A 23,680-nucleotide genomic window follows, 5' to 3' on the forward strand; every position below is an offset into this window, starting at 1 on the left:
AGTTCAGTACACAGATGATTCAACGCGCCGCTGAAAAGCGGTAGATCACCTGCTGCGTATAGGTTTCGCCGGGACGCAAAATCGTATCGGGGAATGCCGGCTGATTGGGAGAGTCCGGAAAGTACTGAGGCTCGAGGCACAGCGCCGTTCGATGCTCATAAGTACGCCCCTCCTTACCCTGGGTCGAGCCGTCGAGAAAGTTGCCCGAATAAAACTGGAGACCCGGGCTGTCAGTCAGCAACGTCATCTCCCGACCGGATGCCGGATCACGAAGTACGGCGGCAACACTCACAGCGTCACCCGGATTTCTCGACAGCACCCAGTTATGGTCGTAGCCCATCCCATGCGCCAACTGCTCATTTTCGGCATCAATGTCTTCGCCGATTGGCTTCGAATGTGTGAAATCGAACGGAGTGCCGGATACCGCGCGGATTTCACCGGTGGGAATCAGGCCCTCATCCACTGGCGTGAAATGGTCAGCCTGAATGAGCAGCTCATGATCGCCAATGGGGCCCGAGCCTGCCAGATTGAAGTAGGCATGATTGGTCAGGCTGACGGGGGTTGCCTGGTCGGTTGTCGCTTCCAGTGTCAGGTGAAGCTCGTTATCGGTCGTCAATTCGTACACCGCCGTGGTGGCCAATGTACCGGGATAGCCACCTTGCCCGTCCGGACTCACCAACCGCAACCGAACGCCGGCGGTTTCTTCGGTCGTAAACAGTTCGGCCTGCCACACCTGTTTGTGGAAACCGGTGCTGCCGCTGTGCAGATGATGGCCGTTGTTATTGCGCTCAAGCTCATAGGTTTTCCCATCAAGCTCGAAACGTCCGTTCGCGATACGGTTGCCATAGCGACCGATCAACGCACCGAAATAGTTTTCATCACGCACATAATCATCAAGGGTGTCATACCCCAGCACGACGTCATCGAGATTGCCCCGAGCATCCGGGACCGTAATCGAACGAATGATGCCGCCGTAATTGAGAATGCGGACCGTCATTCCCTGATCGTTGCTGAGAACGAACTCGGATACCGCCTCGCCCCCGGGCGTCGTACCAAAATCAGAGACACTGACGGTCACCGCCGACCGACTATCTGAACACGCTGTTATCGAGAGAAGCCCGAAAGAAACCAGGAGTGGTTTCCACCAGAGATCCAGCCTGCACCCTAGGTTAATCATGATCCGACCTCACGTTTCGTGTATTTATTGAAGTGACCGCCAGCCAGGAACTACCGGAAGCCTTCCGGGTTGGCCGATTGCCAACGCCAGACATCCTCCGCCATGCGATCAATACCCAATTCCGCCCGCCATCCCAGGTCCCGCTGCGCTTTGGTGGGATCGGCCCAGCATTCGGCAATATCTCCGGGTCGTCTGGGTGCAAACTCATAGGGAATAGGGCGACCGGTCGCCCGCTCGAAAGCGCCCACGATGTCGAGAACGCTGTAACCACGTCCGGTGCCCAGGTTATAGATGTGGACACCAGCGTCCTTGTGGCAGAGTTCCAGTGCCGCCAGGTGGCCCCGCGCCAGGTCCACCACGTGGATGTAGTCACGCACCCCGGTGCCATCTTTTGTGGGGTAGTCATTACCAAATATCGACAGTGAAGGCCGTCGTCCCACCGCCACCTGAGCGATGTAGGGCATGAGATTGTTGGGAATGCCGTTGGGATCTTCCCCGATCAGACCGCTCTCATGGGCACCACCGGGGTTGAAATAGCGCAACAGAATGACACTCAGGTCGGGCTCAGCCCGTGCCACATCCTCGAGCATCTGTTCGACCACCCACTTGGTGCGGCCATAGGGATTGGTCGCCGACAAGGGGAAATCTTCCCGGATCGGCACCGATGCCGGATCACCGTAGACGGTGGCGGACGAGCTGAATACGATACAGGACACTTTGTGGGCCAGCATGACCGACACCAATTGCTGAGTACCGTGGACGTTCACGTCGTAATAGTCCAGAGGAATCCGGGTGGACTCACCGACGGCCTTTAATCCGGCAAAGTGCATCACCGCATCAAAGGTGTGTGTCCTGAATATGGCCTCAAGCGCGGCCCGATCACGGATATCGGCCTCATGAAAGGTCGGCCGGTGACCGGTAATCTGCTCCAGGCGATCCAGCGCCGAGCGCTTACTGTTCGCCAGATTGTCCAGAATCACTATCTGGTGGCCCTGGGAGAGCAACTCCACACAGGTGTGGAGGCCAATATAACCCAGGCCACCGGTGACCAGAATCTTCATGTCCCGCCCTCTTGTTATTCGGGAATTTTTCTTAGGTTATACGTTTTCCCTATGGATTTAAAGTCATTCTGCAAGCCTACAACCACCCACCCAACGCTATTAAACATCGGTAATTATCGAAAAATGAGCAGTTAATGCCATTTTTTATCGATTTTATGCCTAAAAACCCATTAAATATTATTTATATTAATTTTACGTTGCGATATCAGTTATCGGCCGCCGGGACAAGATTTTTTGCCAAAAACAGCCCGAAAGTGCATTATTATCAGCGGAAAGGTTAAACGATTACAGAAGCTCCACGGCTCAAGCTGCGACACCCCAGCGGATCTGGTATTGTTACCGCTTTTTCAGGAACAGGTTTACTCAATGGCCACTATCAAAGACATTGCCAATGCGGCGGGCGTATCGCTGGCCACGGTTTCCCGGGTCATCAACGACGGCCCCAAGGTTGGCAAGGCCACCCGTGAACGCATCAAGAAAATCATGGACGAAATGGGCTACCGGCCCAATGCCAACGCCCGAGCCCTGGTCAACAAACGCAGCGCCTCGTTGGGCGTCGTGCTTGCCGAACTGTCCGATCCATTCTTTGCGACCCTGGCCCATGGCATTGAGGCCACCACGCGCAAGCAAGGCGTCCAGATTCTGATGAGTTCCGGCTCCATCGAGCGAGAGACCGAGCGCCAGGCGATCGAAACCCTGCTGGAGCATCGCTGCGAAGCCATGGTGGTGCACAGCAAGGCGCTGGATGACGACACACTGATCGATCTGGCCGGACAGGTGCCCGGCTTTGTGTTGATCAACCGCTACATCCCCGAAATTGCCAATCGCTGCGTCTGGCTCGACAACGTCGCCGGTGGCCGAGCCATGGCGCAATATATGCTCAGTCAGGGCCATCGGGATCTTGCGGTGATCAGCAGCCGCTACCAGATTGAAGACCCGGTGCAGCGGATTCAGGGCATTCGGGAGGCGCTGGAGCAGGCGGGCATAGCACTGCCCGATGCCAATATCGAGTACAGCACGCCGGATCAGGAGGGCGGGGAAATCGCGGTCCAGAATCTGCTCGCCAAGGGTAAGCAGTTTACCGCCGTTCTCGCCTACAACGACGCCATGGCATCCGGCGCCATGACCATTCTGCAGGACCACGGCATTGACGTACCCAATGAAGTCTCGGTAATCGGCTACGACGATGTGTTGCTGGCGAAGTACTGTCGCCCCAAACTCACCACCCTACGCTATCCGGTGGAGGTCATGGCCATGCGCGCCGCTGAGCTGGCGTTGAGTTACGCCTCGGGCAACCGCCCCGAGCCCGGTGTCACCTTCAAATACACACCGACGATCGTGAAGCGCGAATCGGTGGTGAAGCGCTAGGCGACCACAGCACTTCGCCGCTCCATTCGCAAGGCCAGGGCAAAGAACACCAGCCCCGCCACGGCGGTTGTGGCGCCGACATATCCCGTGGAGCTCCAGCCAAAGCCCGCCGAAATGGCCAGGCCACCCAGCATGGGACCAATGGCATTCGCCGTGTTGAACGCCGCGTGATGGGAGGCGGCGGCCAGGGTCTGGGCACCCACCGCCACATCCATCAAGTGGGTCTGCAGCGGCGGTGACACCGCGGCCACCGTCCCCACCAGGAAGGTCATCATCAGAATGCTCCACAGCTCGCCCGTGGCCGACGGGAATACCAGATAGACCGCCAGACTCCAGAGCAGCGCCCCGCCCACGGCCTTGAACTGAAACTTGTCGAACAGCCAGCCGCCGAAAATATTGCCCAGGAAGCCGCCCGCGCCAAAGGTCGCCATGGCAATGGGTATCCAGCCTTTATCGACCTCGGTCACATAGAGCAGCGTAGGGGCCAGGTAGCTGAACACACAGAAAACGCCGGCAAAGCCGGTGGCGCCGATCATCAGCGCCAGCCACACCTGGGGCCGGTGAAAGGCTTTGAGCTCCGCTGCCGGGCGGTTGCGCGGCTGCTGCCGGTCCAGAGGCAAATAAATCACAATCAGAATCACCGTCAGCATGGACACCGCCGACACCAGCACAAAAGCATAGCGCCAGCTGATGGACTGGCCCAGCCAGGTCGCCAAGGGGTTGCCGATCAAGACCGCCAGGGTCAGGCCGATCATGACCCGGCTGACCGCCTTGCCCCGGTCACTGGGCGGCGCCAGGCTGGCCACCACCAGGGCGGCGACGCCGAAATAGGTACCGTGGGGCAGGCCGGCAATAAAACGGAACGCCAATAGGGACTCATAGGTGGGCGCCAGGGCACTGGCGATATTGGCCAGGGTGTAAAACCCCATCAGACCAATCAGCAAGTGGCGCCGGAACAGGCGCGCACCAAACACCGCCAGTAGAGGGGCGCCGACAACCACGCCCAGGGCGTAGCTGCTGATGACATGGCCGACCTGGGGCTCGGTCACCCCCAGCCCCTCGGCGATGCCCGGCATCAGGCCCATGGTGGCAAACTCCCCGGTGCCGATGCCAAAGCCGCCCACGGCCAGGGCAATTTCGATCAGCCACATCTGGGCTTTGGTCAGGGTCGGACTGGCAGAAGTGGTCATTGGCGTTCCGTAGTGCTGGGAACAACACAACCCCGCCGCGCCGCCGCTGGAGTGGCGCAGAGTAGGCAACCGTGTTGTTGTGATTGTCGTTGTGGGGAAGAGACTGAGGGTGGCCTGCCCCTCAAACGCGCGCATTGTACCGCATTTGACGAACCAGCGCGGCCCGGCTATTTCTGGCCCTCAGCCGTCCCAACCACTATACTGGTCGGTTTCCCGATCAGCGTAATACTGAAGGATTCTGTTATGACCAACCGCGCCGTGATTCATACCGATAAGGCCCCGGAGGCCATCGGCACTTACTCGCAAGCCGTCAAAGTCGACAACACTGTGTATCTGTCGGGCCAGATCCCGCTGAACCCCGAGACCATGGAATTGGTAGACGGAGACTTCGAAGCCCAGGCCGAGCAGGTTTTTAAAAACCTGGCGGCGGTCTGTGAAGCCGCCAATGGCAGCCTGAACCATATCGTCAAACTGAACCTGTACCTGACCGACCTGGCCAACTTTACCGTGGTCAATGAAGTCATGGCACGCCACTTCCGCCAACCCTTCCCGGCCCGTGCGGCGGTGGGCATCAACCAGTTGCCCAAAGGCGCGCTGTTTGAAGCCGAAGGGGTCATGGTGCTTTAATCAGCCATCAGCGTTTTGGCGCCGCGGAGCATGGCGTGGACCAGCTCCTCGGCGTCGAACTTGGTCAGCGCTTCGTTGGCACCGACCTGGTGGGCATAGCTGACACTCATTTCGCTGTTCAGTGACGTGTGCAGAATGATGTAAGCGTGACTCAGCGCCTTGTCGTCGCGCACACTGAAGGCCAACTCATAACCATCCAGCCCCGGCATTTCGATATCACTCACCAGAATATCAATGGCGTTGTTGTCCTTCGCCGCCTGGTGCATTCGCTGCAGGGCTTTTTCGCCATTGGTCAGCACCTGATAGGGAATATTCAGTCCGTCCAGGGCATCCTGCAGTTGCTTGCGAGCCACATGGGAGTCATCCACCAGCAGGATATTCAGCGGTTTGAGCTGCTCGCGCTGGACATCGGTCAGCACCGCCCGACGGCGGCCCGGCGGGTCGGGGTAAACCTGGGCAAATAACAGCTCCAGGTCGATCAACTGAACGGCCTGATCCTCGTGCATATACAGACCGGTGACAAAGGCCCGCTTGCCCAGCATCTGCGGTGGCGCCTTCACCTCTTTCCAGTTGGCATCCACAATCCGGTCGATACCGCGCACCAGAAAGCCAATGTCCTTGCGCTGGCAGTCGGTGATGATGATTGACCCCCGGCGCATTTCCTCGTCGGACAGGGGTTTGTAACCCACCGCCGCCGCCATATCGATGACCGGAATGGTCTTGCCCCGCACGGTGGTCGCGCCAAGAATCGCCGGATGCTCCTGAAGGATCCGGTTGAAGCGGGTATAGGGAATGATCTCACGCACTTTGAGCGTACCCATCGCAAAGCTCTGGGTGGGTGTCAGTCTGAAAAGCAGCAGCTTCTGGGCGTGTTGGGCCTTACCGTTCATGGGCAATCTCGGAGTCCGAAGTGCGTCTGATGTCAGTGGGGTACACTAGCGTATCGGCGGTTTGCGCGTAAACCGAAGGGAATCAGGCAATTTTTTGGGCCGGCCCGGCCGCCGGGTCTTCGGGAAGCGCCTCGGCAAAGGCTTTCATCACGTAATCCACCCGGGCCTCCGGCGTTTTATGCAGACCGGCCTTCAGGGACTCAATGTGGCGCAGCCGGGGCAGCAGCCCCAGGCCATTGGCCACCTGAATCGCCAGCCCCGGACGGGCATTGAGTTCCAGCAGTTGCGGTCCACGGCTTTTGTCGAGCACGATGTCGGTGCCGATGTAACCCAGCCCGGTCATTTCATAGCAGCGCGCGGCCAATACCAGCATGGAGCGCCAGTCGGGGACCTTGATTTCATTGAGGGGCTTTTTGGTGTCCGGGTGCACCGATACCCCCAGGCCGAACTGGACCGCTTTCAGGCAGCGTCCCGTGGCAATATCCAGCCCCACGCCCACGGCCCCCTGGTGCAGATTGGCTTTACCATCGGAGGCGTGGGTGGCCAGGCGCAGCATGGCCATCACCGGGTAGCCTTTGAAGACCACCACGCGGATGTCCGGAACGCCCTCGTAAGAATAACCTTCAAAAATATCGTCGAACTCAATCAGGTCCTCGACGATCACCACATCGGGCTTGCCCCCAAGAGAATAAAGGCCGGCCAGGGTATTGGACATGTGCCGGCGAATTTCCTCAATGTCGATTTCCGCCCCCGAGGCCTTCACAAATTTGTCACCTCGACGGCCGGTGATCACCAGAATCCCCTTGCCGCCGGAACCCTTGGCAGGTTTCACGGCGAAGCCGTCGAGCTCGTAAAGCTGTTTCTCGATGTGACTGATCGCATGCTGCTCCGACACCACGAAGCGCAGTGCCGGTGTTGCCAGGCCATATTCCTCGGTGAGCAGTTTCGTTTTCAGCTTGTCATCCACCAACGGGTAGCGCGAGCGGGAATTGTAGCGAGCAATAAAATCCCGATTGCGGGCATTCATACCGAGGATACCCAGCTTTTTCAGTCGCCAGGGGCTGATCCACTTCATGATTTACCCGACTCCGCTGCCGCTTCCTGCTCCAGCGCCATGGCCCGGAACCGGCGCAGCTCGGACAGTTTATAGCCGGTGTACTGCCCCATCAGCATGATCAACGCCAGAATCACGAGGTTCAACTCCGGAAAGTTGAAGCTCAAGTGATTGGCCAGCGGCAACTGCATCAGCAAGTACGCCATCACCGCCACCAGCAGGCTGCCCCCGCCCTGAATCACCACCTCGTGCGCGCCTTCCTCTTCCCAGAGAATCGACATGCGCTCAATGGTCCAGGCAATAATGATCATCGGGAAAAAGGTAATGGTCATACCCGTACTGAATCCCAACTGATAACCGAGCAGGCTCAACATGGAGATCAGAAAAATCACCAATACCACCAGTGTGGCGATCCGGGATACCAGCAGCAGGTTCAGGTGCGACAGATAACTGCGCAGCATCAGCCCCAGAGACACCACGACGACAAAGCTGATGAGGCCGGGCAGCAGGGAAGTCTGCAGAAAGGCCAGGGAGATCAGGACCGGCATAAAAGTACCGGAGGTTTTCAGGCCCACAATAATGCGCATAAAAACCACAACCAATGCCCCCAGCGGCAACAGGAAGAGCATCTTGAACATACTCTGCTCTTCGATCGGCAGTTGCTGGACCCCCAGCAAGGCGAAAGCGCTGTCACTGAACTGGGCAATGGCCAACTCCTCAGCGGGCACGGTCTGGCGGATCATGGAAAAGCTCACACCGGAATTGCGCCCCCCGGTGACGTCGATCAGCGACTCTCCGCCACGGTGCCACAGTACAAGGTTCTCGGGGACGCCCTGTTCACCTGACTGCGGGTTGAACAGTACCCACTCCTCACCGTTGTAGGCTTCCACCATCGGGGTCAGTGTCTGGCGACGGCGGGCATCTTCCAGAAACAGTCCCATCACCTGGCGGGCGGGAATATCTGCCTGATTCAACAGCCGCTCAAGCAACAGGGAGCGGCTGCCCACCTCTTCGATCAACAGCGAGGCATTCTGATCACCCGTCGGATTGTTCAGCCGCTTGATCAACTCGCGGGTCAGACTCTCGGGGGAGCTTGAGGTCTCCAGCGCCTGGGACAACAGCTGGCTGGCCGCCGTATCCTGCGGCTCCTCCCAATACAACGACTTCGGTTTTGGTGTCGGGCCCGGGTCTTGGCTCTGATTCTGTTCCGGCCCCGGCAACGACTCGGTCCCCGGCACACCACCAATCAGTTGCGCCTTGTAATACAGGGTCTGAGGACCACTGGCATCGCGCTTGGACCACTCCCCCCGCCGGTCACCACGTTCCTCAATGATCGAAAACCCGTACCCCGGTGAGGTGGCGTGTTCGGTGTGCAAACGGAAACCGGGGGGGTTGTCCGGAAGATCCAGACTCACCAACACCTGACCGCCCGTCGCCTGAAAGTCCACCCTGGCCTCGACCAACCAGACCGGACGTTGCTCACCGGGCCAGAACGGCAGCTCCATTTCCACATGTCGGGCCCAGGCGGTCGCCAGCCCGGCCACCACCAGACTCACCACAATCAGGTAGAAAGGAACGCGGGATTGGGTCATTCGTCGGTGCTCTTGTCAATATCCGAGGGCTTGGGCGGCTTGGGTTCGGTAATATTGTCCCGCGCGACATCCACCAACATGACATCCCGCAGAACATTTCGGCCAATCAGCAGGGGAAATTCCATATGGCTGCGGTCCGACAGGGTGAATTCCGCGGTCTGGGTCAGTGAGCCCATGGTAATGCGCATTTCCACCACGGGTCGCTTTTCGACGTCTTCACTGCTGGCCTGGATGATGCGAACTTTACGCGACCGCGGCCGCTCCAGTTCGACCAGCTGGTCCAGGTCCGGGTCGTGGATCTTGAAACGCACCCACTCCTCACCGTTGCGCTCGAAAATTTCGATATCCCGGGCATCCATCGAAGACGTGGTTGCCCCGGTATCCACCCGGGACTGCAGGACAATACCCAGATCCGTGAGCAGCACCCGTTCTTTGGCGCCCACGACTTTTTTGTCCATCGCATCACTGGGCACGGGTAACGCCAGACCCTGCGGACAATTATTGTTTGACCGCCCCTCCTCGCGTCCCTCGCGCACTTTGTCCATCAGGTCGCGCAGTGCTTCGTCATCGTGCTGCTGCAACTCAATACTCTGGCGCAACAGATCCAGCGTCTCGGCAATCTGTTGCTGCTGCTGTTCAAGGGTCAGATCACGCTGCTGCTGTGCCAATAGACACTGGTTGGCTGCTTCCATATCCGCCTTTTTGACCATCACATGATGGGAGCTGCAGGCCGACAGGGCGGCCAATAGCGGCACCAGGGCTATCCACTTCAGAGGATGGGGGTTCATGTTTCCTTTCCGGTTATTGATGGAGTTCATATAGTGTACCTTAGCGGAGCACCGGGCGATGCCACCGGGGCGCTTTACGAAGGTTAAGGCCTGTAAATTCAGTAACGGGGTGCATAATCCGCTGGCAATCGGCGAAACCGTTTGTATTCCCACTGGTATTGGGTGGGCGCTCTGAGCACACAGGCTTCCACGCTGCGATTCAGGCCGGCAACCGACTCCACCACATCCTCCGCGTAAATACGCTCATCCGCCGGCAGCACCACCATTTTGAAGCCGCTTGGCACACGCTGGGCAAACACACTCACCACCTTGCAGCCGGTGCGCTGAATCAGGCTGTGTACCAGCGTCATGGTCAGCGCGGGCTGCCCGAAGAACGGGGCCACTTGAGCGCCGTTGCCCGGCTCGGGCACCTGGTCCGGCAGAATGCCGACAATTTCGCCACGTTTGAGCGCCTTGAGCAACTGACTCACACCCCGACGATTGGTCGGTGCCATATCGATGTTGTCTTTGCTTCTGCCGCGCAGAATCATCTGGTCCAGAGCGGCCTGACGGGGCGGCTGGTACAACGCCGTCAGGCGCGCATAACTGGCCAGAAACGGGGCGACCACCTCCCAATTACCCAAATGGGGCGCCAGAACCAGCACCCCTTGCCCCTCGGCAAGCGCGGCGTTCAGCGCTTCATCATTTTCCACTGCCACAATACGGCGCTGCAACCACGACCAGGAGTGAGTCCAGACCGCTGCCGCCTCAGCCACCGTTTTGCCGGTTTCAGTCAGGCTCTGGCGCACCAGTCGCTCCCGGGCCCGATCTTTGATATGGGGCTGACACAGTGCCAGGTTCTGCCGGGTAATCCGCGCCGAGCGACCACTGCTGAGCCACATCAGCCAACCCGCGAAGCCGCCGAGCGCACGACCGACGGACAACGGCAGGCGCCCGAGAAGCTTCAACATCCATACGGCGAACCGTTCTTTCATGCCTAAACCACCGTTAAATCGCCAAAGTGCGCGCAGTTTACGGCAACCAGCCGTACCAATCACCCCCCAACTACCGCTATAATTCGCGGCTGTTTTCGCTCAGGGCCATGGTGTACCACCAGCGTCCTCGCGACTGGCGCGTTATATAACGCGACTTCAATTTCTCGACCTCATGCTCGGAGGCAGGTTACCCGTGTCAGACAGTCAAACCCCCGCCGGCGCCCACTCGCCCGATGTCAGTACCTTTCAGGGGCTGATTCTCGCCCTGCAATCCTACTGGGCACGCCAGGGCTGCGTGATCCTGCAACCGCTGGACCTGGAAGTGGGTGCGGGCACCTTTCACCCGGCCACCTTCCTGCGCTCAATCGGCCCGGAAACCTGGAACGCCGCCTACGTGCAGCCCTGTCGCCGGCCCACCGATGGCCGCTACGGCGAGAATCCCAACCGACTGCAGCACTATTACCAGTTTCAGGTGGTGATGAAGCCCTCCCCGGCCAATATTCAGGAGCTGTACCTGGGTTCACTGAAGGAGCTGGGCATTGATCCGGCCATCCACGACATCCGCTTTGTGGAAGACAACTGGGAATCGCCCACCCTCGGGGCCTGGGGACTGGGCTGGGAAGTCTGGCTGAACGGCATGGAAGTCACCCAGTTCACCTACTTCCAGCAAGTCGGCGGCCTGGAGTGCTACCCGGTCACCGGGGAGATCACCTATGGTCTGGAGCGTATTGCCATGTACCTTCAGGGCGTGGACTCCATTTACGATCTGGTCTGGACCGTCAATCCCGCCGGCGACAAGGTGACCTACGGCGATGTGTTCCATCAGAACGAAGTGGAAATGTCCAAATACAACTTCGAGCAGGCCGACACCGAGTCGCTGTTCAACAGTTTCGATGTCTACGAGCGCGAGAGCGAGCGCCTGATTGGCGAGGGGCTGCCCCTGCCGGCCTATGAAATGGTGATGAAGGCCTCCCACGCCTTTAACCTGCTGGATGCCCGCCACGCCATTTCCGTGACCGAGCGGCAGCGCTTTATTCTGCGGGTGCGCAGCCTGGCCCGGGCCGTGGCTCAGGCCTACTTCGACGCCCGCAAGGCCCTGGGCTTCCCCCTGGCCCCCGAAGCCCTGCGCAATGAACTTCTCGCGGCAGAGGGAGACGATCAATGAGTGCCGATTTTCTGTTTGAACTGGGCACCGAAGAGCTGCCCCCCAAAGCCCTGAAAACTCTGATGAACGCCCTGCGCGAGGGCATCGCCGGCGGCCTGGACGCCCAGGACCTGGACTACGATGTGATTCACGCCTACGCCAGCCCACGCCGCCTGGCGGTACTGGTGAAAGAGCTGGCCGAGCAGACGCCGGTGAAGGAAGTGGTCACCTACGGCCCGCCGGCGAAGATCGCCTTCGATCAGGACGGCAACCCCACCAAGGCCGCCGAGGCCTTTGCCAGCAAAAACGGTCTGAGCGTGAGCGAGCTGACCACCGAAAACGACGGCAAGGCGGACAAGCTGGTAGCCCGCTCCAAGGCCGGCGGCCAGGCCGTGGTCGAACTGCTCGGTGATATCGTCAATGACGCCCTGGCCAAACTGCCCATTGCCAAACGCATGCGCTGGGGCGCCAGCCGCACCGAATTTGTCCGCCCGGCCCACTGGCTGGTAATGCTCTACGGCGATGAAATCATCGACGCCGAGGTGCTGGGCCTGCGCGCCAACCGCTGTACCCGCGGCCACCGCTTCCACTACAACCACGAGCTGGACCTGTTCAACCCGAGCGACTACCTCGAAAAGCTGGCCTCCACCGGCTATGTACTGGCCGATATGGACGCCCGTCGGGACCTGATTCGCGAGCAGGTGGACGCGGAAGCCAAAAAAGTCGGCGGTACCGCGGTAATCGACGACGATCTGCTGGATGAAGTGACCGCTCTGGTGGAATGGCCGGTCGCGCTGCTGGGCAACTTCGAGAAGCGCTTCCTGAACGTGCCCGCCGAAGCGCTGATCGCCTCCATGAAAGAACACCAGAAGTACTTTCACCTGGTGGACGCTCAGGGCAGGCTGATGCCCCACTTCATCACCGTGGCCAATATCGAAAGCGACGATCCGGAACAGGTCATCGATGGCAACGAGCGGGTGATCCGTCCGCGTCTGTCCGATGCCGCCTTCTTCTTCGACACCGACCTCAAGCACACCCTGGAAAGTCGCCGCGAGCAGTTGAAGCCCATCGTGTTCCAGAAACAGCTTGGCAGCGTGTTTGAGAAAACCGAGCGTATCGCCGCCCTGGCCAAACAGATTGCCGCGCAACTGGGGGCCGATGAAACACTGGCCGAGCGCGCGGGCACTCTGTGCAAGTCGGATCTGGTCACCGAAATGGTGCTCGAGTTCGACAACATGCAGGGCATCGCCGGCTACTACTACGCCCGCAATGACGGCGAAAACGAAGAAGTCGCCCAGGCCATGCAGGAGCAGTACCTGCCCAAGTTTGCCGGCGACGCGCTACCGGAAACCACTACCGGTGCGATCATCGCCCTGGCGGATCGCCTGGATACCATTACCGGCATTTTCGGCATCGGCCAGGTGCCCACCGGCTCCAAGGATCCCTTCGCGCTTCGTCGTGCCAGTTTAGGTGTATTGCGGATTTTGGTGGAAAAACAACTTGATTTGGATCTAATGCAACTCTTAATTGCGGCCCACTCGCAACTCCCTTTGCGAGGGAATGACCCAGTTGCTGATGTTACAAAGGTCCTAGACTATATGCTCGAGCGCTTCCGCGCCTGGTACGAAGACGCCGGTATTCCGGTGGAAGTGTTCCTCGCGGTGAGCGCACGCAAAGTGAGCAATCCGCTGGATATCGACCAGCGGGTGAAGGCCGTGCACGAGTTCTACCAGTTGCCCCAGGCCCAGGCACTCGCCGCGGCCAACAAGCGGGTGGCCAATATTCTGGCCAAATCGGGCGCGCCCACCGGTGCCCTCGACCCCGCCCTGCTGCAGGAATCCGCCGAGAAGGCACTGACCGAGGCCGTGCAGACGAAAGCCAAAGTGGTCGAGCCACTGTTTGCCAAACGCGCTTACACCGAGGCGCTGACGCAACTGGCGGACCTGCAGGAGCCGGTGGATGCCTTCTTCGATCAGGTGATGGTCAACGCTGAAGATGAGCAACTGCGCAACAACCGCCTGGCGCTGCTGCAGCAACTGGGTGACCTGTTCCTGGCGGTCGCCGATATTTCCCTGCTCGCTCCGGCGAAAGGCTGAGCCATGAAACTGATCATTCTGGACCGGGACGGCGTGATCAACGAAGACGCCGGCGATTACATCAAGTCCGCCGAGGAGTGGCAGCCCATTCCCGGCAGTATTGAAGCCATCGCCCGGTTGAGCCGGGCGGGCTTCACGCCGGTGGTGGCCACCAACCAGTCCGGGCTCGCCCGGGGCCTGTTCGATCTGGACGACCTGGAGGCCATGCACGCCAAACTCACCGCGCTGGTGGAAGAAAACGGCGGCAAGCTGGAGGCGATTTTTTACTGCCCCCATCACCCGGACGACGACTGCAAATGCCGCACACCCAAAACCGGCATGCTCGATGCGATTGAGGCGGTATTCAACACCTCGGTACAGTCGGCCTGGTTTGTGGGCGACACCATCACAGATCTGCAGGCCGCACTGACCAAGGGCTGTCAGCCCTGTCTGGTGCGCACCGGCCGCGGGCGCGAGACGGAAGCCGAACTGGCTTCGTTTCTGGACACCGCCGAGCGGGAGCAGGTGCGCATTTTCGACCACCTGGAGGCCGCGGTGACAGCGCTGCTGTCAGAGCCCGAACAGGCCGACGCCGCCCCCTCCGATCCGCAAGACCACGAAGGACAGCGTTAACCGTGTTGTACAAAGCCTTTCTCTACGTCCGCACCACGATTTTCGATATTGGCTACTACGGATCGGGGATCCTGTTTGGTGCCTTGAGCACACTGATCTGGCCGTTTCTTCCCTACCAATGGCGCTACCGGCTGATCAATCAGTGGAACCGCTTTGTGATGTTCTGGCTCTGGTTCTGCTGCAATATCCGCATTGAGGTGCGGGGCGATATCCGCAAGGACCTGCAACCCTATGTGGTGATGTCCAAGCACCAGGGCGTGTGGGAAACCCTGTACCTGCAACTGTTCTTCCAGCCCATTTCCACCATTCTGAAAAAAGAACTGCTGCGCATCCCGTTTTTCGGTTGGGGCCTGGCCGCACTGAAACCCATCGCCATCGATCGGAGCAATAAAACCCAGGCGCTGCGCGATGTGAAGAAGAAGGGCGTTCAGGCGATCAAGGATGGCAACAACGTCCTGATTTTCCCGGAGGGTACCCGCACCCGTCCCGGTCAGGTGGTGCCCTACGCCCGCAGCGGCGCCGATATCGCCTGCACCGCCGGCTGCCCGGTCATCCCGGTGGCCCACAACGGCGCCGAGTGCTGGCCCCACAAGGACTACCTGAAGTACCCGGGCACCATCACGATGGTGATCGGCGAGCCGATTTACAGCGAGGGGAAAGACCGCAAGCAGTTGACCGAGGAAGTCCGGGACTGGATCGAGTCCACCGCCAAAACCCTCCCCGTCGGCCGCAAAGACGGCCGCCGCCCCTGGCTTGAATCATCACCAGACCAATAAATAACAGACTTATCGATTCGTAACGTCCGTCCCGCCATGGGTGGGGAGCACCGTTTGTAGACCCGCCGTGAATCCATCCATGGAGGCTTCTCATCGGCATCCATGCCTCAGAGAGTCTACAAACGGTGCTCCCCATGCCGGCCCTCAGTGCCATTAGCACGTATCGACACAACCGGCTATCTCCAAGCAAGGCTCCGCTCGCACCAGCGGAGGGTAGGTATGCCATTGCGAGACCGTCACCCGCCTGGACGGCGGGTGCGCGCTTTACGCTTACCACGCCCTACGCATGTAGCGAACTACCGTTGAGACGAACAATCGGGATAGGGGGGAACCATCAGGTTCCGCCCCTCCCACACCACCCGGCATGCGGGTCCGCACCGGGCGGTTCAAGAAGTTGAGGTTTCACGCGAGTCGCGGCACACCCAACCGATCGAAGTAGGCAACGGTTTGCACTGTGTGGATGGCGGATAGACTGTTGTGCCACCAGCGACGGCTCAGTGCCGCCACCGATTGCGCCACCTCGGGTTTCGCCCCAAGCCTTAGAAGCTCCCGATAGATCGTCTTGCCCCGACGCCACTGCCTCAGTTGCAGGGCTCTCAAGCGTCGGCGTATCCACTTATCCAGCGATCGCCAGATACGCGGTGTTTGCGCCAGCCTGAAGTAGCCCTTCCACCCCAACAAGTAACGACAGAGCGTTTCCACCACCTGCTCCATGCTGCGCCCCACTGACCCTCGGGTCAGTTGCCTGACCCTGAGCTTGAACGCCTGCACCGCCTTGGCCGATACCGCGCGCCGGACTTCTCCTTCTCTCGTTTGCCATAGGGCATAACCGAGGAACTTGCGACCGAACACACTGGTCACCGCGCTCTTGGTTTCATTAATCACCAGACGCAGCTTCTTGTAGCACCGGCGTAGCAGGCGCATGACCCGCTCGCCCGCTTTGTAACTGCGGACGTAGACGTTGCAGTCATCCGCATAGCGGGCGAAGCAGTGCCCCCGGCGTTCCAGCTCTTTGTCCACCTCGTCCAGCAGGACGTTGGCCAGTAGCGGCGACAGTGGCCCGCCCTGCGGCGTGCCTTCGTGCCGCTCCATCACCACACCACCGTCCATGATGCCCGCGTTCAGGTACGCACGAACCAGCCGGATGACACCGGGGTCGTTCACGCGTTTCTTCAGGCGGTCAATCAGGATGTCGTGGTTGACCCGGTCGAAGAACTTCGACAGGTCGACATCCACCACGATGTGGCGACCTTGCTGGGCGTAGCGTTGCGCCGCCAACACGGCGTCGTGGGCCCGGCGGCCCGGACGGAAGCCATGACTGTGCTCGCTGAAGGTGGGATCAATCAGCGGTTGCAGCACTTGCAACAGTGCCTGTTGAATCAGACGGTCGGTGACGGTGGGGATTCCCAACTCCCGTTCACTGCCATCCGGTTTCGGGAGGCCTACCCGACGAACGGGCTGTGGCCGATAGGTGCCCTCCAGCAGTTGCTGTTTGAGCGCCGGCCATGCCCATCGCAGGTGTTCAGCGCTCTGGGCAATGTCCAGACCGTCCACCCCGGCCGATCCTTTGTTGGCCTTCACGCGCTTCCATGCCCGCTGCATATTCTCGCGTGCGAGTGCCTGCACAAGCAGGTCTCGCCCTGCGCCCTCCGACTCTTGTCGCGGGAGTCCTGTTTCATCGCTGGTCGCCTTCGCCAAGGCTTCACCTTCGCGTTGTGCGACCCGCCCCGCTGGCGCGGGCATCTGATGCCGTACAGTATTCATCGACAAGGCGTTTGACGCTCCTTCTCGTTTGGCCCTTCGCCCTGTATTAGCAGCTACTATGGCCTCTGCTGACTTCTCGCTCCGTGTTGCCACGTCGCCCTTTCAGGCATAAGGCGAGATCTCCCCGGGTAAGAACACACTCCTTCACCGCACAACCGCCGGATATACACCCCCTCGCCTTGGCCACAAGAGCTTCGCGGCTTCTTGCCCGCTCGCCCTGCTTGGCGGTGCCTCGTATCCGATTCTTGTTCATCGGCTCACGGTTTACGATCCACGCTTCCTCCCCACGGTCGGTCGCCCTTCCGCAGTTGCGCTTCACTTCGTTCGCTGTGGCCAGCTCACGGGAGGACTTGCACCTCCAGGAGTGCGCCCGTGCCGGGCGCACAAAAAAAGGCCGACACAAAGGTCGGCCCGTCAAGCGAGGGGATTCGCCGTCGTTAAAAATCGACGGGTTTACTGACAGGGCACCTTGCCCAGACTCAGTACGTAGTAAACATCGCCCGCGAGTGGCGAATTGAACGGCAGCTCGCCATACTTGCCGGCGGTCGCGCTCACGTAATCAATCAGATCCTGTCCCGCATCCAGCCGGAAATCATTGATCGTATCGCGAGACGCCACGGTGTACTGCTGAGACAGGTCACCGACACTGCCCGACGCATCCGTCAGCGCACGCTGGGTTGAAGCGTTAATATCGCACGCGCTGTTACCGAACCAGAGGTAGACCCCGTCGGCACGGTAGTTGCCACCGCTGACATCCCGGGTCAGGTTGCCCTGCAGCTCGTCCAGCGCGCTGTTGATATCGTCTTTCTCCTGGAAGTCGCCATTGATGACCAGCGCATTGTCCTCCCACAGAAGGTCGGCGCCCACGCGGACACTGATGATGTCTTTGCGGTAGTTCATGAACAGGTTGTTCCACATATGGGACGTACCCCGGCGGATCAGCGGTACCCGGCGCGCCGTGTTGCCGAACTCGAAGTACAGATCATCCCGGGTCACAAAGGCATTGTGATGCATGGTGGTGGTGATGTTCTCGTTGATCTCACGACTGTCACTGGATCCGTGCAAAGCGGCACGTTTGACGTCCACCACCCGGTTGAACGACATGGTGATATCGTAGGCTCCGACTTTCACGTCAAACGCCGAGTCACCGGTCAGGTCAAAGGTGTTCTTGTGAATCCAGATATCGTGGGACGCACCGGTAGAGCGAATCATGTCCGGGTCCAGTCCATGGTCCTCGGTATGGCCGGCGCCGCGGAAATCCAGGTGGGTCAGAATCACACTATTGGCGGTCTGGGTCGGCTGACCGGAGCTGTCCTGCCCGATGGCAAAGCCACTGAAGCGGAAGTAGGCATTGCTCATCCGACCATCGATAGTGGTGTTGGAGCTGATCACCGGGTTGCGAATGGGAAGGTCCTTATCGTCCAGACGATTGTTAAAGAACTCTTCCAGACACTGATTGTGCTCGTTGTAGCCGCGATTCGAACACCACTGACGGTAATCGACACACTCCGCCTCGGTACCACCGATACGACTCAGGACATCCGAATTGCTGCAGTGCAGCCGATACATGCCAATTTCGGTTTCCACCGCGAAATCGTTCTTGTCGAACACAATCCAGTGATGATCTTCACTGCTCATGGCATCAAAGATCTGCTTCTCTACCGAATCACTGCTGCTTTTGGTGATTACGGTCAGTGTGCTGTTGCCATTGGGATCATAGCCGCCCAGAGCGTTTTCACCATAGCCCACGGCACGACCCAGGGTCTGCGCCAGGCACTCGACGATCTCCTGGTCCGTCTGCAGTGCGGTATCGCGCCAGTTGACGCTCGGGTTGGTGGCCAGTTCGACACAGTCGTTGCTCAGGGGGCCGGAGTAATCCGGGAAGCTGCTGCTCGATTGACTGCTTGAGCTGCTGGAATCACTGCTGGAGCTTTCCGATGATGAGGCATCACTGGACGAACTGTCGCCGTTGTCGGACGAGCTGGACGAACTCGAGTCACTACTTGAGGAACCGCCATCGGATACGTTCCCGGTGGCGTTGTAGATTTCAAACTCGGCGATCTGCGGCGCACTGCTGGCGCTGTCGATGATCAGATTGACTTTGTACAGGTCACGGTCACCGAAGCCAGTGATGATCCGTTCGCTGCCCAAAGTCGAGCCGTAGGCCAGCACTTCACCGGTGTCGTGATCTTCCAGCCGCCAACTTTCCGTGGCGTCGTTAAGTTCGCGGATGATCACGGTGTTGAAGATACCGCTGAAGTTTTTCACTCCGATGCGTACACCACTGGTGCTACTGGGCTGCCAGTAGCTGGCCAGATTGCCATCGTTGACGTTGCCATAGCTGGTACCGCCACCCTTGCTGGAACCGTCGGCGCCACCACTCAGAGCCAGATTACTGCCCAACTCAACCGGCTCGCCGCTATCACTGGAAGAATTATCGGACGACGAGCTCTCTGAAGAGGATTCACTGGAGCTGTTCTGACTGCTCGACGACGAGCTGGATGACTGATCGCCACCGCCGCTGACCGGCGCGTCCAGACAATCGGTCACGATGCCGGCGCCCGCATTGGCCAACACGTGGGCCTTGGTGTCCGCCGCAAACAGACGGCTGTAGCTGTACGGGGGGAGATAGCTGGTGGTGGACTGAACATCAGGTCCGGCAATCACCCCATCGCTGGGATACTCGACCCAGTTGACGTTATTGAAGGTATTGTCCTCAACGTCCCAGTAGCCCAGCTCGCTGCTGTAGAAAGAGACGATCGGGTTCTGAGCATCTTCGAACACATTGCCCTCAATGCGAAGCGTGGCTCCCATGCGCGAATTGATTCCGGTACTGATCACGCCATCATAGTAGTTGTTGACGATATGCCCCTCCCCGAACCGGAACAGCGGCAGGCGCGAATTGGCGTTTTCCCAGTGATTCCCCCAGAAGGTGATCCGGCGACCGTAATCGTCACCGTCGCTGCTACCCCACAGGGAGGTTTTCCAGCTATCACGCAGGATGTTGTAGCTGATGGTGATGTTGTCGATCTCGCCTTTACCACTGACCAGCTCATCGTAGTAGTCCTTGTCCACGTCCAGCGAGTTGTAGAAGGTATTGTGATCAATCCAGATATTGCTGGACGGACCGTCAATGGTAATGTGGTCTTTATCGCCAATGCGGACATAGCGCATGGTGATATTGCGCACAATCACATTGTTGGCGCGCCAGATCTTGATACCAATACCATCGAACAGGGCGTTGTTGCCCACACCGATGATGGACACGTCGTTCATGTCCTTGATATCAAATTTGGTCACATTGGAGTTGTCCGGGGTAATGGTGCCATCCACATAGATGGTCAGCGGAACGCTGCCTTTGTTGCCGAGCGCCGTTGCCAGTTCGGTGCCGGTGCTGACCGTCACCTCATCACCGCCCTGACCACCGGTAGTGCCAGCACCCAGCGACGCAAAGCCCTGAACGGTGTTGGCCCGTTCACAGGAAAGCACTTCACCGGGTGTGCCGGGTTGTGAACTCGACGAACTGCTGGACGAACTTTCAGACGAGCTACTGCTTCCCGGTGATGAGCTGCTTGAAGAGCTCTCAGAAGACGCGTCCGAACTGCTGCTTTCGGCGCTGGACGACTCCGAAGCGGAACTGCTTGATGAGCTGGACAAACTCGACGATGACGAGCTGGAGCTCGCCATGTCCGTTGCACTGTACACTTCGAACTCCGCAATCTGCGGTGCGGCACTGGCACTCTCGATTACCAGGTTGATTTTGTACAGGCTCTGGTCACCGAAACCGGCAATGATCCGTTCGGAACCGAGTGTCGAGCCACTGGCAAACACCTCTCCGGTATCGTGGTCTTCGAGACGCCAGCCGGTGGTGGCACCGTTCAGCTCGCGAATGATGACGGTATTGAAACTGGTACCGATGTTTTTCACACCGATCCGTTCATCACTACTGGAACCCGGCTGCCAGTAGCTCGCCGTGTCACCATCAATGGCATTGCCATAGCTGGTACCGCTGGCTTTGCTGGAGCCGTCGGCCCCGGCATCCAGCGCCAGGTTCGGCCCCAGATCGGCTTGAGCGATGCAGGCGAAAAATATTGAGGAATAAACGACCTTGGAGGCGTATCGGCCGATACGCCCGGACTGGTTGATGATTTTCATGTGCGTAACCTTGTTAAACGTTATGGTTTTTTGGTTTGCGTCCGTTCAGCACCACTCCTGTCTCTCACCGGGGATTCAATCACATTCTCCGCCAACCAAAGCGTGAACCACGTCACACTTCGCAGGCCGCCATGAAACCGGTTAGATAAGTTTGAAATAGTGAGAGGATCGCGATATCAGGAATTTGAATGAAACACCCGCGGAGCGAACTCCGCGGATGCCAGCCTAAACCCGTTTACGATCGAATGGGATATCGATCAGGGAGCTACGCAGTTGCTGATCACACCGGCACCGGCGTTGGCCAGAACGTGCCCTTTGGCATCCGATGCCGGGAGCGCGGCATAGCTGTAAGGCGGTGTGTAGCTCACCGTTGACTGGACGTTGGGACCGGCAATCACATCGTCACCGGAACCTTCCTCCCAGGTGATATTGGAGAAGATGTTGTCCTGGACATCCCAGTAGCCAATCTCGTCACTGTAGAAAGAGACAATCGGATTCTGGGAGTTTTCGAACACATTGCCTTCAATCCGGATGGTCGCGCCCATCCGCGAGTTGATGCCGGTGCTGAGTATGCCGTCGTAGTAATTGTTGATCACATGCCCTTCACCAAAACGGAACAGCGGCAGCCGCGAATTGGCATCCTCCCAGTGGTTGCCCCAGAAGGTCACCCGACGATGGGAGTCATCGCCATCGCTGCTGCCCCACAGGGAGGTCTTCCAGCTGTCGCGCAGGATGTTGTAGCTGACGGTAATATTATCGATATCGTTTTTACCACTGACCAGCTCGTCGTAGTAATCCTTGTCGACATCCAGCGAATTGTAGAAGGTATTGTGGTCAATCCAGATATTGCTGGACGGACCGTCGATGGTGATATGGTCCTTGTCCCCGATATTGACGTAGCGCATGGTGACATTGCGGACAATCACATTGTTGGCACGCCATATCTTGATGCCGATACCATCAAACAGGGCGTTGTTACCCACACCGATGATGGACACGTCGTTCATATCCTTGATATCGAACTTGCTCACGCTGGAGTTTCCGGGCGTGATGGTACCATCGACATAAATGGTCAGCGGGTTGCTGCCTTTATTGCTCAATGCCGCCTCCAGTTCCGTTCCGGAAGACACGGTCACAACATCGCCGCCCGCACCACCGGTGGTACCGCCACCGAGGGAAGCAAAACCGCGCACGGTATTGGCCTCCTGGCAGGACAGTACTTCACCGGGATCACTGGGTACCGAGCTGGACGATGAACTGGAAGACGAGCTCGAAGACGAACTGCTGGAGCTGGAGGAATCATCTCCGCCACTGACTTCAATGTAGTCGAAATTGGGCCCACCTTCGGATACGGTGGCATCAGCGCGAATCACATTGCTGCCCGCCGCCAGACTGACGGTCACGGTCTGGGTATCCCAGCTCGACCAACCCCCGGTGCCCTCGAAGTCAACGCTCGAGTGCGCGACCTGGCCATTGACGCTGACCGTCATCGGGCGGTTGGCGGTAGTGCCATTGGCGTAGCGGAACGTCAGGGTTGCGGAACCGCTGTCCGCCTGATTCACAATCCACTCAATATAGCTGTTGCCGTCGTTGAGCAGGTCGACAAAACCGCTGCCGCTGTAGCCCGAATGATTGGACGCGATGACACCGTCATAATCGAGCGCGTTTTCCGCTTCATAGCGAACCGTTTCGCCACCGGCATCCGAAGAGCTGGATGACGAGCTGCTGGAGCTGCTGGATGAGCTGCCCCCGCCATCGGAATCGTTGTAGATTTCGAACTCGGCAATCTGGGGCGCGCTGTTGGCACTTTCAATAATCAGGTTGACCTTGTACATCTGTCGGTCACCAAAGCCGCTGATCACCCGCTCGTTGCCCAAAGTAGAGCCTGACGCCAGCACTTCGTTGGTATCGTGATCTTCAAGGCGCCAGCCGGTGGTGGCGTCATTGAGTTCACGGATGATCACGGTATTGAACGTGGCATCAAAATTTTTCACGCCGATCCGCTCACCACTGGTGCCACTGGGCTGCCAGTAGCTGCTCAGGTCGCCGTCATTGACGTTGCCGTAGCTGCTGCCACCGCCTTTGCTCGAACCATCCGCGCCGCCGCTGAGGGCAAGATTGCTGCCGAGATCGGCGTGGGCGATGGTGGCCAGGGAGCTGCACAGAGCCACGGCGAAACACCGGCGCAAAAACCGGTTGGGGTTGATAGTTTCCATGATGCTTGAACCTTTTGATTAACGTTATGGTTTTCGGTTTAGGCTGTACGCATCCTTTCAGCACCGCTCCTCTCTCACGGGGCGATTCAAGCACGAACGGAAAATTCAAAAACGAGACCAAGATCACAGTTTCATGCAGTCAAGACCGGGGCGGAAACGGATTTCGTCAGAATCTTTTTTGCTTAGACAGATTTGA

17 protein-coding genes are annotated in these 23,680 nt (G+C 58.9%); 6 read left to right on the top strand and 11 right to left on the bottom strand.

What is annotated here, in order from left to right; all coding sequences use genetic code 11:
* Window positions 1-19: 19 nt before the first annotated feature.
* Together OOT55_RS13305 and galE are read right to left on the bottom strand one after the other, a co-directional pair.
* Complete coding sequence (locus OOT55_RS13305; protein ID WP_265366339.1) at window positions 20-1,078, bottom strand: aldose epimerase family protein; 1,059 nt, start codon at window positions 1,076-1,078, stop codon at window positions 20-22.
* Between the two features lie 149 nt (window positions 1,079-1,227).
* The gene (gene galE, locus OOT55_RS13310) at window positions 1,228-2,238 is read right to left on the bottom strand and encodes a UDP-glucose 4-epimerase GalE (protein ID WP_265366340.1); all 1,011 of its coding nucleotides are present in this window, start codon (window positions 2,236-2,238) and stop codon (window positions 1,228-1,230) included.
* 366 nt (window positions 2,239-2,604) lie between these two features.
* Between galE and OOT55_RS13315 the strand changes: the two genes are divergently transcribed.
* Window positions 2,605-3,606 carry a LacI family DNA-binding transcriptional regulator gene (locus tag OOT55_RS13315; protein ID WP_265366341.1) on the top strand — a complete coding sequence of 334 codons (1,002 nt, stop codon included), beginning with the start codon at window positions 2,605-2,607 and terminating at the stop codon, window positions 3,604-3,606.
* Here OOT55_RS13315 and OOT55_RS13320 read toward each other — a convergent pair.
* Entirely contained in the window at window positions 3,603-4,796 is a 1,194-nt protein-coding gene (locus tag OOT55_RS13320) for an MFS transporter (RefSeq protein WP_265366342.1), read from the bottom strand. The genes OOT55_RS13315 and OOT55_RS13320 overlap by 4 nt on opposite strands.
* 243 nt (window positions 4,797-5,039) lie before the next feature.
* Between OOT55_RS13320 and OOT55_RS13325 the strand changes: the two genes are divergently transcribed.
* A complete protein-coding gene (locus OOT55_RS13325) occupies window positions 5,040-5,423 on the top strand; it encodes a RidA family protein (protein ID WP_265366343.1) in 384 nt (127 codons plus the stop codon).
* On the opposite strand, the gene OOT55_RS13330 is transcribed toward OOT55_RS13325, so the two are convergent.
* From OOT55_RS13330 to OOT55_RS13350, 5 genes are all read right to left on the bottom strand, one after another.
* The gene (locus tag OOT55_RS13330) at window positions 5,420-6,313 is read right to left on the bottom strand and encodes a chemotaxis protein (RefSeq protein WP_265366344.1); all 894 of its coding nucleotides are present in this window, start codon (window positions 6,311-6,313) and stop codon (window positions 5,420-5,422) included. The two genes, OOT55_RS13325 and OOT55_RS13330, sit on opposite strands and share 4 nt — an antisense overlap.
* Window positions 6,314-6,395: 82 nt before the next feature.
* On the bottom strand, window positions 6,396-7,388 hold the full coding sequence (locus tag OOT55_RS13335) for an alpha-L-glutamate ligase-like protein (RefSeq protein ID WP_265366345.1): 993 nt from the start codon (window positions 7,386-7,388) through the stop codon (window positions 6,396-6,398).
* Window positions 7,385-8,959, bottom strand: a complete 1,575-nt coding sequence (locus OOT55_RS13340; protein ID WP_265366346.1) for an inactive transglutaminase family protein — start codon at window positions 8,957-8,959, stop codon at window positions 7,385-7,387. The genes OOT55_RS13335 and OOT55_RS13340 overlap by 4 nt, the downstream gene beginning before the upstream one ends.
* Window positions 8,956-9,747, bottom strand: a complete 792-nt coding sequence (locus tag OOT55_RS13345) for an ATP-dependent zinc protease (RefSeq protein ID WP_265366347.1) — start codon at window positions 9,745-9,747, stop codon at window positions 8,956-8,958. The genes OOT55_RS13340 and OOT55_RS13345 overlap by 4 nt, the downstream gene beginning before the upstream one ends.
* A 98-nt stretch (window positions 9,748-9,845) precedes the next feature.
* On the bottom strand, window positions 9,846-10,721 hold the full coding sequence (locus OOT55_RS13350) for a lysophospholipid acyltransferase family protein (RefSeq protein ID WP_265366348.1): 876 nt from the start codon (window positions 10,719-10,721) through the stop codon (window positions 9,846-9,848).
* 193 nt (window positions 10,722-10,914) lie between these two features.
* Here OOT55_RS13350 and glyQ point away from each other — a divergent pair, with 193 nt between their 5' ends.
* Genes glyQ through OOT55_RS13370 form a run of 4 tightly spaced genes read left to right on the top strand, consistent with a single transcriptional unit; the run spans window position 10,915 to window position 15,349 of the window.
* The gene (glyQ, locus tag OOT55_RS13355) at window positions 10,915-11,886 is read left to right on the top strand and encodes a glycine--tRNA ligase subunit alpha (RefSeq protein WP_024461667.1); all 972 of its coding nucleotides are present in this window, start codon (window positions 10,915-10,917) and stop codon (window positions 11,884-11,886) included.
* Window positions 11,883-13,961, top strand: coding sequence for a glycine--tRNA ligase subunit beta (gene glyS, locus OOT55_RS13360; protein ID WP_265366349.1), 2,079 nt, complete (start codon window positions 11,883-11,885; stop codon window positions 13,959-13,961). The genes glyQ and glyS overlap by 4 nt, the downstream gene beginning before the upstream one ends.
* 3 nt (window positions 13,962-13,964) lie before the next feature.
* The gene (gene gmhB / locus OOT55_RS13365) at window positions 13,965-14,573 is read left to right on the top strand and encodes a D-glycero-beta-D-manno-heptose 1,7-bisphosphate 7-phosphatase (protein WP_265366350.1); all 609 of its coding nucleotides are present in this window, start codon (window positions 13,965-13,967) and stop codon (window positions 14,571-14,573) included.
* A 2-nt stretch (window positions 14,574-14,575) separates the two neighbouring features.
* Window positions 14,576-15,349, top strand: a complete 774-nt coding sequence (locus tag OOT55_RS13370) for a lysophospholipid acyltransferase family protein (RefSeq protein ID WP_265366351.1) — start codon at window positions 14,576-14,578, stop codon at window positions 15,347-15,349.
* A gap of 402 nt (window positions 15,350-15,751) precedes the next feature.
* On the opposite strand, the gene ltrA is transcribed toward OOT55_RS13370, so the two are convergent.
* The 3 genes from ltrA to OOT55_RS13385 all read right to left on the bottom strand — a co-directional run bounded on the left by ltrA (window position 15,752) and on the right by OOT55_RS13385 (window position 23,484).
* Entirely contained in the window at window positions 15,752-17,113 is a 1,362-nt protein-coding gene (ltrA, locus tag OOT55_RS13375) for a group II intron reverse transcriptase/maturase (RefSeq protein WP_265368832.1), read from the bottom strand.
* Window positions 17,114-17,566: 453 nt separating this feature from the next.
* Window positions 17,567-21,268, bottom strand: coding sequence for a hypothetical protein (locus tag OOT55_RS13380; protein ID WP_265366352.1), 3,702 nt, complete (start codon window positions 21,266-21,268; stop codon window positions 17,567-17,569).
* A gap of 257 nt (window positions 21,269-21,525) precedes the next feature.
* Entirely contained in the window at window positions 21,526-23,484 is a 1,959-nt protein-coding gene (locus tag OOT55_RS13385) for a carbohydrate-binding protein (protein WP_265366353.1), read from the bottom strand.
* Window positions 23,485-23,680: the final 196 nt, after the last annotated feature.

The organism is Marinimicrobium sp. C6131, from assembly GCF_026153455.1.
Lineage (GTDB): Bacteria > Pseudomonadota > Gammaproteobacteria > Pseudomonadales > Cellvibrionaceae > Marinimicrobium.

What these genes read in the sequence shown, in the direction of transcription:
- ltrA (WP_265368832.1), bottom strand. Translation starts at nt 17,113, where the DNA reads ATGAATACTGTACGGCATCAGATGCCCGCGCCAGCGGGGCGGGTCGCA.
- OOT55_RS13345 (WP_265366347.1), bottom strand. Translation starts at nt 9,747, where the DNA reads ATGAACCCCCATCCTCTGAAGTGGATAGCCCTGGTGCCGCTATTGGCC.
- OOT55_RS13325 (WP_265366343.1), top strand. Translation starts at nt 5,040, where the DNA reads ATGACCAACCGCGCCGTGATTCATACCGATAAGGCCCCGGAGGCCATC.
- galE (WP_265366340.1), bottom strand. Translation starts at nt 2,238, where the DNA reads ATGAAGATTCTGGTCACCGGTGGCCTGGGTTATATTGGCCTCCACACC.
- gmhB (WP_265366350.1), top strand. Translation starts at nt 13,965, where the DNA reads ATGAAACTGATCATTCTGGACCGGGACGGCGTGATCAACGAAGACGCC.
- OOT55_RS13315 (WP_265366341.1), top strand. Translation starts at nt 2,605, where the DNA reads ATGGCCACTATCAAAGACATTGCCAATGCGGCGGGCGTATCGCTGGCC.
- glyS (WP_265366349.1), top strand. Translation starts at nt 11,883, where the DNA reads ATGAGTGCCGATTTTCTGTTTGAACTGGGCACCGAAGAGCTGCCCCCC.
- OOT55_RS13330 (WP_265366344.1), bottom strand. Translation starts at nt 6,313, where the DNA reads ATGAACGGTAAGGCCCAACACGCCCAGAAGCTGCTGCTTTTCAGACTG.
- OOT55_RS13380 (WP_265366352.1), bottom strand. Translation starts at nt 21,268, where the DNA reads ATGAAAATCATCAACCAGTCCGGGCGTATCGGCCGATACGCCTCCAAG.
- OOT55_RS13320 (WP_265366342.1), bottom strand. Translation starts at nt 4,796, where the DNA reads ATGACCACTTCTGCCAGTCCGACCCTGACCAAAGCCCAGATGTGGCTG.
- OOT55_RS13350 (WP_265366348.1), bottom strand. Translation starts at nt 10,721, where the DNA reads ATGAAAGAACGGTTCGCCGTATGGATGTTGAAGCTTCTCGGGCGCCTG.
- OOT55_RS13385 (WP_265366353.1), bottom strand. Translation starts at nt 23,484, where the DNA reads ATGGAAACTATCAACCCCAACCGGTTTTTGCGCCGGTGTTTCGCCGTG.
- OOT55_RS13335 (WP_265366345.1), bottom strand. Translation starts at nt 7,388, where the DNA reads ATGAAGTGGATCAGCCCCTGGCGACTGAAAAAGCTGGGTATCCTCGGT.
- OOT55_RS13340 (WP_265366346.1), bottom strand. Translation starts at nt 8,959, where the DNA reads ATGACCCAATCCCGCGTTCCTTTCTACCTGATTGTGGTGAGTCTGGTG.